Origin of the sequence: Pseudomonas sp. Xaverov 259 (genome assembly GCF_019352915.1) — a bacterium.
Lineage (GTDB): Bacteria > Pseudomonadota > Gammaproteobacteria > Pseudomonadales > Pseudomonadaceae > Aquipseudomonas.
Map to the genome: position 1 here is coordinate 93917 of NZ_JAAAFV010000017.1, position 12142 is coordinate 106058.

The window sequence follows — 12142 nt, forward strand, 5'->3', positions numbered from 1 at the left end:
GCCTGCATCGCAGGCAAGCCAGCTCCCACATTTGATCTTCACCCAATTCGATACCTTCCCAACCCTGACCCCAGGGCTTTTCAACAGCCTTTTTCCAACCGGAACAAGCTGTTACTGTACCGATCATAAAGCCCAAGCCGCCTGGATCGGATCTCTGACTTGAAGCGTCCCCTCCTTCTACTAATAAGTCTGGCCTTGAGCTTTGCTGCGAACGCGACGATTACCGAGAGCCACGGTTATACGCAGTTCGGCAGACTCAAGTACCCGGCAAAATTCACCCACTTCGATTGGGTAAACCCTGCAGCGCCCAAAGGTGGGACATTGCGGGTCATGGCATTTGGCACCTTCGACACCCTCAACCCCTACACCTTCAAGGGCACCAGCCCGGTTTCCACGCCCAACTTCCTGCAATACGGCGTCAACGAGCTGAACGAGCCGCTGATGGTCGGCACCGGCCAGTACGCGCCTTCCGGTGACGAGCCCACCTCCAGCTACGGGCTGATCGCCCAATCGGTGGAGTACAGCGAGGACCGCAGTTGGGTGGTGTTCAACCTGCGCCCGGAGGCACGTTTTCATGATGGCAAGCCTATCACCGCCTATGACGTGGCGTTTTCCTATCGCACCCTGCTCACCGAAGGCCACCCGCAGTACCGCACCAACCTGCAGGAAGTGGCGCGGGTCGACATCCTCAACCGCCATCGCATCCGGTTTGTGTTTAAGCGCGCCGGCAACCCGCTGCTGATCCTGCGCCTGGGCGAGTTGCCGGTACTGCCCCAGCATTACTGGAAGAACCGCGACTTCAAGGCCACCACCTTCGAGCCGCCCTTGGGCAGCGGGCCCTATCGCATCACCAAGGTCACCCCGGGCCGCCAACTGGTGTTCGAGCGGGTCAAGGATTATTGGGGCAAAGACCTGCCGGTCAACCAGGGTTTCTACAACTACGACAAGGTCGAAGTGGAGTTCTACCGCGACAGCGACGTGGCTTTCGAAGCCTTCAAGGCTGGCGAATTCGATATCTATATCGAACACCAGGCCAAGAACTGGGCCACCGGCTACAACTTTCCGGCGGTCAACCGCGGCGACGTGATCAAGGCGCAGATCGCCCACCAGATCCCGACCCAGAGCCAGGGCCTGTTCATGAACACGCGGCGGCCGACCTTCAGCCAGACCAAAGTGCGTGAGGCGCTCGGGTTGATGTTCGATTTTGAATGGACCAACCGCACCCTGTTCAGCAGCGCCTATAAACGCACGCTGAGTTACTACCCCAACAGCGAGTTTGCTGCGACCGGGGTACCGGTGGGGCATGAATGGCTGATGCTCTCGCCCTACCGCGATCAGTTGCCGCCCAACCTGTTCACCCAAGCCTTCAGCCTGCCGCAGACCGACGGGCGGGGTATTCCGCGCGAAACGCTGCGCCGCGCCCTGGCGTTGCTCGGCGAAGCCGGCTGGAAACTCTCCGACCAGCGCCTGCTCGACAGCAAGGGCCAACCGCTGCGCTTCGAGATTCTACTGGTCAACCCGAACCTTGAACGCATCCTGCAGCCCTACGTCGAGAACCTCAAAAGCATCGGCATCGACGCGCGCCTGCGCACCGTTGACCGGGCGCAATACAAACAGCGCCTGGATCAGTTCGACTACGACATGGTCCTGATCACCCTCAACCAGACCTTGAGCCCCGGCCTTGAGCAGTGGCAGTACTTCCACTCCAGCCAGGCGGCCATCAAGGGCAGCAAAAACTACGCCGGCATCACCAACCCGGTGGTCGACCACCTGCTGGATCAACTGCTGGCGGCGCAGACCCGCGAAGAACAATTGGCCGCCGGCCGCGCCCTCGACCGGGTGCTGCTGTGGCAGCACTACAGTATTCCCAACTGGTACCTCAACTATCATCGCTTGGCGTACCGCAACCGGTTCGCCTTTGTCACCACGCCGCCCTACAGCCTGGGCCTGAGCGCATGGTGGCTGAAAGCTTCGGAGAAAGCCCAATGATGACTTTGCGCACCGCCTTGTTTGGCGCCTTGTTAGCGTGCGGTGCAGCCAACGCCGCGCCGCAACATGCGCTGACGCTGTACAGCGAACCACCCAAGTACCCCGCCGACTTCAAGCATTTCGACTATGTAAACCCCGACGCGCCCAAGGGTGGCACCTTCCGTGAATCGAGCATGGGCGGCTTCGACAGCCTCAACCCCTACATCAGCAAGGGCGTGCCCGCAGACAACCTGCCGCTGATCTACGACACCCTAGCCATGCAAAGCCTGGACGAGCCCGTCACCGAATACGGCCTGGTGGCCGGCAAGATCGAAAAGGCCCCGGACAACAGCTGGGTGCGCTTCTACCTGCGCCCCGAAGCGCGCTTCCATGATGGCCACCCGATCCGGGCCGAAGACGTGGTGTTCACCTTCCAGGCGCTGATCAAGGACGGTTCGCCGCTCTACCGCAACTACTATGCCGACGTCGACGAAGTGGTCGCCGAAGACCCGCTGCGTGTGCTGTTCAAGTTCAAGCGCACCAATAACCGTGAATTGCCGCTGATCCTCGGCCAATTGCCGGTATTGCCCAAGCATTGGTGGGCGACGCGCGACTTTGCCAAGGGCAACCTGGAAATTCCGCTGGGCAGCGGCCCGTACAAGGTTGCCGAGGTCAAGCCGGGGCGCATGGTGCGCTATGAGCGAGTCAAGGACTACTGGGCCAAGGACCTGCCGGTGACCCAGGGCTTCTACAACTTCGATAACCGCATCACCGACTACTACCGTGACAGCACCGTGGCCCTTGAAGCCTTGAAGGCCGGGCAGTTCGACTACTGGCTGGAGTTCAGCGCCAAAAACTGGGCCAACGCCTACAACATTCCGGCCGTGGCCCAGGGCCGATTGATCAAGGAAGAAATCCCCAACGGCAACCCCACTGGCATGCAGGGATTTGTGTTCAATACGCGTAAACCGATGTTCCAGGATGTGCGGGTGCGCAAGGCCATCAGTCTGTTGCTGGATTTCGAGTGGAGCAACAAACAGCTGTTCAATGGCGCCTACACCCGCACCCGCAGCTACTTCGAAAACTCGGAGATGGCCGCCACCGGCCTGCCCGGCCCGGCGGAAACCGCCATCCTCGCGCCGTTTCGCGACAAGCTCCCCGCCGAGGTCTTCACCCAAGCTTTCGAGCCGGCCAAAACCGACGGCAGCGGCATGATCCGCACCCAGCAGCGTGAAGCCTACCAACTGTTGCAAGAGGCTGGCTGGAAGATCGTTGACGACAAGATGGTCGACACCACCGGCAAGCCGGTAAACATCGAGTTCCTGTTGACCCAGACCGATTTCGAACGGGTACTGCTGCCCTTCAAGCGCAACCTGGCGGACCTCGGGATCAACCTGGTGATCCGCCGCGTTGACGTATCGCAGTACATCAACCGCCTGCGCTCGCGGGACTTCGACATGCTGGTGGGCAGCTTCCCGCAGTCCACCTCGCCGGGTAACGAGCAGCGCGAGTTCTGGTCGTCCGCTGCCGCCGACAAATCCGGCAGCCGCAACTACATGGGCCTCAAGGACCCGGTGGTCGACCAACTCGTCGAAGAATTGATCAACGCCGACTCGCGCCAAAGCTTGGTCGACCACGCCAAGGCGTTGGATCGGGTCTTGCAGTTTGGCTACTACGTGATCCCCAACTGGCACATCAAGACCTACCGCGTGGCGTACTGGGATCACTTGGGTCACCCCAAGGTCCCGCCACGCTACGACGTCGGCACGGCCACCTGGTGGGCCAAACCTGAAGTCAAACCTGCCGTCGATACTGTCCAAAGCGCCGATCCGGCGAGCGGAGGCGATTAAATGCTGGCCTATATTGTTCGCCGCCTGTTGCTGATCATCCCCACACTGTTCGGGATCTTGCTGATCAACTTCATCATCATTCAGGCTGCCCCCGGTGGCCCGGTGGAACAGATGATCGCCAAACTCGAAGGGTTCGACGGCGCCACCAGCCGCATCGCCGGTGGCGGCGCCGAGGTCTCGGTGGCCGGCTCCAGTTACCGGGGCGCCCAGGGCCTGGACCCGGCGCTGATCAAGGAAATCGAAAAGATGTACGGCTTCGACAAGTCGGCGCCGGAACGTTTGTGGATCATGGTCAAGAACTATGCACGCCTGGATTTCGGCGACAGCTTCTTTCGCGACGCCAAGGTCATTGACCTGATCAAGGAAAAGATGCCGGTGTCCATCTCCCTCGGGTTATGGAGCACGCTGATCATGTACCTGGTGTCGATCCCGCTGGGCATCGCCAAGGCCACGCGGCATGGCAGCCACTTCGATGTGTGGACCAGTTCGGCGATCATCGTCGGCTATGCGATCCCGGCGTTTTTGTTCGCGATCCTGCTGATCGTGGTGTTTGCCGGCGGCAGCTACCTGGACTGGTTCCCCTTGCGCGGGCTGACCTCCAACAACTTCGAAGAGCTGAGTTGGGGCGGCAAGATTCTCGATTATTTCTGGCACCTGGCCCTGCCCGTCACCGCACTGGTGATCGGCAACTTCGCAACCATGACCCTGCTCACCAAAAACAGCTTCCTCGACGAAATCAACAAACAGTACGTGGTCACCGCCAAAGCCAAAGGCCTGACCAACCACCGCGTGCTTTACGGCCATGTGTTTCGTAACGCCATGCTGCTGGTGATTGCCGGTTTCCCTTCGGCATTTATCGGGATTTTCTTCACCGGCTCATTGCTGGTCGAGGTGATCTTTTCCCTCGACGGCCTGGGCCTGATGAGCTTTGAAGCGGCGATCAACCGCGATTACCCGGTGGTGTTCGGCACGCTGTTTATCTTCACCTTGCTGGGGCTGATCGTGAAGTTGATCGGCGACCTCACCTACACCCTGGTCGATCCGCGTATCGACTTCGCCAGCCGGGAGCATTGAGATGAATCTGTCCCCCCTCAATCGCCGCCGGTTCGAGCGCTTCAAAGCCAACAAACGTGGCTGGTGGTCGCTGTGGCTGTTCCTGATTCTGTTTGTGCTGAGCCTGGGCGCCGAGTTGATTGCCAACGACAAACCGCTGGCAGTCCATTACGACGGTGGCTGGTATTTCCCGGCGCTTAAACGCTACCCGGAGACCACCTTTGGCGGCGAGTTCCCGCTGGAAGCCAACTACAAGAGCCCCTATATCCAGGAACTGCTCAAGGCCAAGGACGCCTGGACACTGTGGGCGCCCATCCCGTTCAGTTACCAGAGCATCAACTATGACCTGAAAGTACCCGCCCCCGCGCCGCCGTCTTCGGTGAACCTGCTGGGCACCGACGACCAGGGCCGCGATGTGCTGGCGCGCGTGATCTACGGCTTTCGTGTGTCGGTGCTGTTTGCCCTGACGCTGACCGTGCTCAGCTCGATCATCGGCGTTGTCGCCGGCGCCTTGCAGGGCTTCTATGGCGGCTGGGTCGACCTGGCCGGGCAGCGTTTCCTGGAGATCTGGTCGGGTTTGCCGGTGCTCTACCTGCTGATCATCCTTGCCAGCTTTGTGCAGCCCAACTTCTGGTGGCTGCTGGGCATCATGCTGCTGTTTTCGTGGATGAGCCTGGTGGACGTGGTGCGTGCCGAGTTCCTGCGCGGGCGCAACCTGGAATACGTGCGTGCCGCCCGAGCGCTGGGCATGCAGAACGGCGCGATCATGTTCCGGCATATCCTGCCCAATGCCATGGTCTCGACCATGACCTTTATGCCGTTCATCCTCACCGGCGCCATCGGCACCCTTACCGCCCTGGATTTTCTCGGCTTTGGCCTGCCAGCGGGCTCGCCGTCCCTGGGCGAACTGGTGGCCCAGGGCAAATCCAACCTGCAAGCGCCGTGGCTGGGCATGAGTGCGTTTGCCGTGCTGGCGATCATGTTGAGTTTGCTGGTGTTTATCGGCGAGTCCGCTCGCGACGCCTTCGACCCGAGGAAATGAGATGAACCAGGACAATCTGATCGAAGTCCGCGACCTCTGCGTCGAGTTCGTCACCGGCGACAATCACCACCGCGTGGTCAACCACGTCAGCTTCGATATCAAGCGCGGCGAAACCCTGGCACTGGTGGGTGAAAGCGGCTCGGGCAAATCGGTGACCGCCCACTCGATCCTGCGTCTGCTGCCCTACCCGCTGGCGCGGCACCCGGCCGGCACCATCAGTTACGCCGGGCATGATCTGCTGACCCTCAAAGAGAAAACCATCCGGCATATTCGCGGCAACCGCATTGCGATGATCTTTCAGGAGCCAATGACCTCGCTGAACCCGCTTCACTCCATCGAGAAGCAGATCAACGAAGTGCTCGGCCTGCACAAAGGCCTCACCGGCAAGGTCGCGACCCGGCGCACCCTGGAACTGCTCGAACTGGTGGGCATTCCCGAGCCGCACAAACGCCTCAAAGCCTTGCCCCACGAACTGTCCGGAGGCCAGCGCCAGCGGGTGATGATCGCCATGGCCCTGGCCAACGAACCCGAACTGCTGATCGCCGACGAGCCGACCACGGCCCTCGACGTCACCGTGCAATTGAAGATCCTGGAGCTGCTCAAAGAACTGCAGGCCAGGTTGGGCATGGCCTTGCTGCTGATCAGCCATGACCTGAATCTGGTGCGGCGCATCGCCCACCGCGTGTGTGTGATGCAGCAAGGTTGCATCGTTGAACAGGCGGATTGCGAGACGCTGTTTCAGTCACCTCAGCACCCTTACACCCAGGAGCTGCTGGCGGCGGAGCCCAGCGGTGGGCCAGCCAGTAACGAGGCCGGGCCGCCGCTGTTGGAAGTTGACGACCTGAAGGTCTGGTTCCCGATCAAAAAGGGCTTTTTGCGCAACACCGTCGATTACGTCAAGGCGGTGGATGGCATCAACTTCAGCCTGCCCCAGGGCCAGACGCTGGGCATCGTCGGCGAAAGCGGCTCGGGCAAGTCCACCCTGGGCCTGGCGATTCTGCGTTTGATCGCCAGCAAGGGCGGGATTCGCTTTGAAGGCCAGCAGCTTGACCGCTTGACTCAGCAACAGGTGCGCCCACTGCGACGCGAGATGCAGGTGGTGTTTCAAGACCCGTTCGGCAGCTTGAGCCCGCGAATGTGTGTGAGTGAGATTGTGGGTGAAGGGTTGCGTATTCATAAGATGGGTACGCCGGCCGAGCAGGAAGTGGCGATTATTGCGGCGCTCAAGGAAGTGGGCCTGGACCCGGACTCGCGGCATCGTTACCCCCATGAGTTTTCCGGCGGGCAGCGTCAACGCATCGCCATCGCCCGTGCCCTGGTGCTCAAACCGCGCTTGATACTGCTCGATGAACCGACCTCGGCACTGGACCGCACGGTGCAGCGGCAAGTGGTGGAGTTGTTGCGGGGTTTGCAGGCCAAGTACAACCTGACATACCTGTTTATCAGCCATGATTTGGCGGTGGTGAAGGCCTTGAGTCACCAGTTGATGGTGGTCAAGCATGGGCAGGTGGTGGAACAAGGGGACGCGGCGGGGATCTTTGCGGATCCGCAGCATGCTTATACGCGGCAGTTGTTGGAAGCGGCGTTTTTGGTGCCTGCTGTTGTGGTTTGATCGTGTGCATATCCGTTATTTAGGTAACGGCAACTGCGGAGCCATACTCGATCAACTGTGGGAGCTGGCTTGCCTGCGATGCAGACACCTCGGTGGGTCAGGTACACCGAGTTGATGCTATCGCAGGCAAGCCAGCTCCCACAGAGAAGCAGATCACCTCAATTACCCTACTCCACCACAAGATGGAACTTTGCCAACAAAAAACCGCCTGAATCCGGTAGGCTCACCCTTTTTACTTCAAGGAGTTACCCCCATGGCCAAAGCCACCGCCCGCCACATCCTCGTTTCCTCCGAAGACAAGTGCAACGAACTCAAGGCCCAGATCGAAGGCGGCGCCGATTTCGCAGAAATCGCCAAAGCCAACTCCAGCTGCCCATCCAGCCGTCAAGGCGGTGACCTGGGTTCGTTCGGCCCAGGCCAGATGGTCAAGGAATTCGACACCGTCGTCTTCAGCGCCCCGGTCAACACCGTGCAAGGCCCGGTAAAAACCCAGTTCGGCTACCACCTGCTGGAAGTCACCAGCCGCCAGGATTGATCCTGTCTGCACTGATGCTATAAACAACGGCCCGCCTTTTGGTGGGCCGTTGTGCATCAGGTGACGGGCACCCCATAAGCCGTTAACGTACAAATCCCTATTACTATTCACCCGGCGCTCAAGGCTGATAATGCGATTGGTTTTTTCCACAAAACTCTTCAGCTCCACCCTGGCCCTGCTACTGGCCAGCACCGCCGTGATCGCGGCCCCGCAAGCCTACCTCACGGTGTACGGCGAGCCAGCCAAGTACCCCACCGGCTTCACCCATTTCGACTACGCCAACCCGAATGCGCCCAAAGGCGGCAGCCTGCGCCGCTCGGCCATCGAGATCGGGCGCTTTGACCACGTGCTGCCGTATATCGACAAAGGCATCGGTGTCTCCCAGGTCGACGGCTGGCTCTATGCCCCACTGGCCCAGCGCTCCCTGGATGAGCCCTACACCGTCTACGGCCTGGTCGCCGAAAAAATGGAACGCGCCGAAGACGGCCTGTCGCTGCGCTTCTACCTCAACCCCAAGGCACGTTTTGCCGATGGCACGCCGATCACCGCCGAAGACGTACGCTACAGCTTCGACCTGCTGATGACCCAAGGCAGCCTGCGCTTTCGCACGCTGTTTGCCGACGTCAAACACGTCGAAGTCGAAGGCGAGCGCCAGGTGCGCTTCGACTTTTCCAGCAATGAAAACCGCACCCTGCCCCTGGATATCGCCACCCTGCCGGTGTTCCCCGAGCATTGGTGGAAAACCCGCGACTTCGCCAACGGAGGCGGCTACGAAGCCCCGCTGGGCAGCGGCCCGTATAAAATCAGCAAGATCGACTCCGGCAGCACCATCACCTTCACCCGCGACCCCGACTGGTGGGGCAAGGACTTGCCCGTCAGCCGCGGCCTGTACAACTTCGATCACCTGAGCCTGGAGTACTTCGGCGACACCGAAGTAGCCCGCCAGGTGCTGCGCGGCGGTGCCTATGACTTCAACCGCGAGTTCTCCGCCACCGGCTACTCCATCGGCTACAACGGCCCGGCCCTCGACGATGGCCGCCTGCAACGTGCGCACTTGGCCAAGGAGATGCCGCAACCGGCCCAGGGCTATGTGTTCAACGTGCAAAAGCCGATGTTCAAGGATCGCCGCGTGCGCCAGGCGCTGGCGATGCTGTGGGACTTCGAATGGGCCAACCGGCAGATGATGCGCAACCTGTACATCCGCCAGCAGAGCTTCTTCTCCAATAGCCCGCTGGCCGCCAGCCAACCGCCAACCCCAGAGGAACTGGCGATTCTTGAGCCTCTGCGCGGCCAGGTTCCCGACGAAGTGTTCACCCAAGTGTTCAAGGCGCCGGTCACCGACGGCAGCGGCATGATCCGTGACAAACAGCTGCAAGCCCTGGCACTGCTCGAAGAGGCCGGCTGGAAACCCAAGGGCGACAAGCTGGTCAACGCCGACGGCGAGCCGCTGGAGTTTACCTTCCTCAATGCCCAGGCCGGCCTGGAACGCCTGTTGCTGCCGTACAAACGCAACCTGGCGCAGATCGGCATCACCCTCAATATCCGCCGCATCGACTCTTCCCAGTACGTTAACCGCTTGATGGCGCGTGATTACGACATGATCGTGATCGGCTTCCCCGTCACCACCTCGCCAGGCATGGAGCTGTACAACTACTTCGGCTCGCAGGCCGCCTACGACCCAGGCGCGAATAACTACATGGTGCTTAAAGACCCCGCCGTCGACACCCTGATCAGCGGGCTGGTCAAAGCCAACACCCAGGCACAGATGCTCACCTACGCCCATGCGCTGGACCGCGTGCTGCAATGGAATTACCTGTGGATCCCCAACTACTACCCGCCCGGCACCTCGGCGGCGTGGTGGAACCGCTTCGGCCGCCCGGCCATCGAGGCCAAGAACGACGAGGCGCTGGAAACCTGGTGGGAAATCAGCCCCACACCGTTGACCAATGAGCAGATGAACGCCGAGCTGAAAAAACGCGGAGGAACGCGCTGATGTTTGCCTATATCGTGCGGCGCCTGCTGCTGATCATCCCCACGCTGGTGATTATCCTGCTAGTCAATTTCGTGATCGTGCAGGCCGCGCCTGGCGGCCCGGTTGAACAGGCCATTGCCCACCTGCAAGGCATCGGTGGTGGCGGCATCGGCAGTGGTGGTGGCGAAGCCGTTAACGGCTCGCGCGCCAGCCGTGGCCTGGACCCCAAACTGATCAAGGACATCGAAAAACAGTACGGCTTCGACAAGCCCGCGCCGGAACGCCTGTGGCTGATGCTCAAGAACTACGCCCAGCTGGATTTCGGCAACAGCTTCTTTCGCGGCAAAAGCGTGATCGACCTGATCCTGGAAAAAATGCCGGTGACCATTTCCCTCGGTTTATGGGCCACCTTGATCACCTATCTGGTGTCGATCCCCTTGGGAATTCGCAAGGCCGTGCGCCACGGCAGCAGCTTTGACGTGTGGAGCAGCACCGCGATTGTCATCGGCTATGCCATGCCGGCCTTCCTGTTTGCGATGTTCCTGATCGTGCTGTTCGCCGGTGGCACCTCGCTGAACTGGTTCCCGGTGCGCGGGTTGGTCTCGGAGAACTTCGACGAACTCAGCACAATCGGCAAGATTGCCGACTACTTCTGGCACCTGGTGTTGCCCGTCACCGCGTTGGTGATCGGCGGTTTCGCCACGCTGACCATCCTCACCAAAAACTCATTCCTCAATGAAATCACGCGCCAATACGTGGTCACCGCTCGCGCCAAGGGCTTGAGTGAACGCCGCGTGCTCTACGGCCATGTGTTTCGCAACGCCATGCTGCTAGTGATCTCGGGGATTCCCCAGGCCTTTATCAGCGTGTTTTTTGCCGGTTCCCTGCTCATTGAGGTGATCTTTTCCCTTGATGGCCTGGGCCGCATGAGTTACGAAGCCGCCGTGTCCCGCGACTACCCGGTGGTGTTTGGCTCGTTGTTTATCTTCACCCTGTTCGGGCTCTTGATAAAACTCATCGGCGACCTCTGCTACACCCTGGTGGACCCGCGTATCGACTTCGCCGCGAGGAACGCCTGATGTTAAATCTGTCTCCGGTGGCCCGTCGGCGTTTCGAGCGTTTCAAGAAGAACCGCCGTGGCTGGTGGTCGCTGTGGCTGTTTATCGGCCTGTTTATCCTGACCTTGGGCGGCGAGTTGATCGCCAATGACAAGCCCTTGGTGCTGAGCTTCAAGAACGAGCTGTATTTCCCGGTGTTCAAGCGCTACACCGAGCAGCAGTTCGGCGGCCAGCTGCCCTTCCAGGCCGACTACCGCAGTGACTACGTGCAAAAGCTGATCAAGCAGGACGGCGGCTGGATGCTGTTCCCGCCCGTCCCGTTCAGCGACGACACGCCTAACTACGAACTGACCCGCCCTGCCCCCAGCCCGCCCTCGACGGTGAACTGGCTGGGCACTGACGATCAATCCCGCGATGTGCTGGCGCGGGTGATCTTTGGCGCACGGGTGTCGATCCTGTTTGCCCTGGCGCTCACCGCCATCAGTGCCGCCATCGGCATTGCCGCCGGCGCGTTGCAGGGTTACTACGGCGGCTGGGTCGACCTGCTCGGCCAGCGCATCCTCGAAGTGTGGTCCGGGCTGCCGGTGCTGTACCTGCTGATCATTCTGTCCGGTTTTGTCGAGCCGAATTTCTGGTGGCTGCTGGGGATCATGGCGCTGTTTTCCTGGCTGGCCCTGGTGGACGTGGTGCGCGCCGAGTTCCTGCGCGGGCGCAACCTGGAATACGTCAAGGCTGCGCGCGCCTTGGGGCTGGGCGACGGCAAGATCATTCGCCGGCATATCCTGCCCAATGCCATGACCGCCACTTTGAGCTACCTGCCGTTTATCCTGACCGGGGCGATTTCGACCCTGAGCGCCCTGGATTTTCTCGGTTTCGGCATGCCCGCCGGCAGTGCATCCCTGGGCGAGCTGATCGCCCAGGGCAAGCAGAACCTGCAAGCACCGTGGCTGGGCCTGACGGCGTTTTTTACCTTGGCGCTGATCCTGTCGCTGCTGGTCTTTATCGGCGAGGCATTGCGTGATGCCTTCGACCCACGCTCATGAGTAATTGCG

The 12142-nt window shown here is 60.7% G+C and carries 9 protein-coding genes; all 9 read left to right on the plus strand.

What is annotated here, in order from left to right; translation table 11 throughout:
• The first annotated feature begins 159 nt into the window (after positions 1-159).
• The 9 genes from K0H48_RS02875 to K0H48_RS02915 all read left to right on the plus strand — a co-directional run bounded on the left by K0H48_RS02875 (position 160) and on the right by K0H48_RS02915 (position 12133).
• On the plus strand, positions 160-1989 hold the full coding sequence (locus tag K0H48_RS02875; RefSeq protein WP_219266327.1) for an extracellular solute-binding protein: 1830 nt from the start codon (positions 160-162) through the stop codon (positions 1987-1989).
• Entirely contained in the window at positions 1986-3818 is a 1833-nt protein-coding gene (locus K0H48_RS02880; RefSeq protein WP_219266328.1) for an extracellular solute-binding protein, read from the plus strand. Before K0H48_RS02875 ends, K0H48_RS02880 begins: the two co-directional genes overlap by 4 nt.
• Positions 3819-4892 (plus strand): microcin C ABC transporter permease YejB, encoded by a 1074-nt coding sequence (locus K0H48_RS02885; RefSeq protein ID WP_056859494.1) that lies wholly within the window; start codon positions 3819-3821, stop codon positions 4890-4892. It begins immediately after the preceding gene.
• Position 4893: 1 nt separating this feature from the next.
• Positions 4894-5913, plus strand: coding sequence for an ABC transporter permease (locus tag K0H48_RS02890; RefSeq protein ID WP_200433912.1), 1020 nt, complete (start codon positions 4894-4896; stop codon positions 5911-5913).
• Position 5914: 1 nt separating this feature from the next.
• Positions 5915-7525 (plus strand): ABC transporter ATP-binding protein, encoded by a 1611-nt coding sequence (locus tag K0H48_RS02895; protein ID WP_219266329.1) that lies wholly within the window; start codon positions 5915-5917, stop codon positions 7523-7525.
• A gap of 253 nt (positions 7526-7778) precedes the next feature.
• Positions 7779-8060 carry a peptidylprolyl isomerase gene (locus tag K0H48_RS02900; RefSeq protein WP_003417019.1) on the plus strand — a complete coding sequence of 94 codons (282 nt, stop codon included), beginning with the start codon at positions 7779-7781 and terminating at the stop codon, positions 8058-8060.
• A gap of 130 nt (positions 8061-8190) precedes the next feature.
• Positions 8191-10053 carry an extracellular solute-binding protein gene (locus tag K0H48_RS02905; protein WP_219266330.1) on the plus strand — a complete coding sequence of 621 codons (1863 nt, stop codon included), beginning with the start codon at positions 8191-8193 and terminating at the stop codon, positions 10051-10053.
• The gene (locus K0H48_RS02910) at positions 10053-11111 is read left to right on the plus strand and encodes a microcin C ABC transporter permease YejB (protein WP_219266331.1); all 1059 of its coding nucleotides are present in this window, start codon (positions 10053-10055) and stop codon (positions 11109-11111) included. The genes K0H48_RS02905 and K0H48_RS02910 overlap by 1 nt, the downstream gene beginning before the upstream one ends.
• Positions 11111-12133 (plus strand): ABC transporter permease, encoded by a 1023-nt coding sequence (locus tag K0H48_RS02915; protein WP_219266332.1) that lies wholly within the window; start codon positions 11111-11113, stop codon positions 12131-12133. Before K0H48_RS02910 ends, K0H48_RS02915 begins: the two co-directional genes overlap by 1 nt.
• Positions 12134-12142 lie beyond the last annotated feature (9 nt).

Bases quoted from the DNA above. Each gene is read 5' to 3' on its own strand.
- K0H48_RS02880 (WP_219266328.1), top strand. From the start codon at position 1,986: ATGATGACTTTGCGCACCGCCTTGTTTGGCGCCTTGTTAGCGTGCGGT.
- K0H48_RS02885 (WP_056859494.1), top strand. From the start codon at position 3,819: ATGCTGGCCTATATTGTTCGCCGCCTGTTGCTGATCATCCCCACACTG.
- K0H48_RS02890 (WP_200433912.1), top strand. From the start codon at position 4,894: ATGAATCTGTCCCCCCTCAATCGCCGCCGGTTCGAGCGCTTCAAAGCC.
- K0H48_RS02895 (WP_219266329.1), top strand. From the start codon at position 5,915: ATGAACCAGGACAATCTGATCGAAGTCCGCGACCTCTGCGTCGAGTTC.
- K0H48_RS02900 (WP_003417019.1), top strand. From the start codon at position 7,779: ATGGCCAAAGCCACCGCCCGCCACATCCTCGTTTCCTCCGAAGACAAG.
- K0H48_RS02905 (WP_219266330.1), top strand. From the start codon at position 8,191: ATGCGATTGGTTTTTTCCACAAAACTCTTCAGCTCCACCCTGGCCCTG.
- K0H48_RS02910 (WP_219266331.1), top strand. From the start codon at position 10,053: ATGTTTGCCTATATCGTGCGGCGCCTGCTGCTGATCATCCCCACGCTG.
- K0H48_RS02915 (WP_219266332.1), top strand. From the start codon at position 11,111: ATGTTAAATCTGTCTCCGGTGGCCCGTCGGCGTTTCGAGCGTTTCAAG.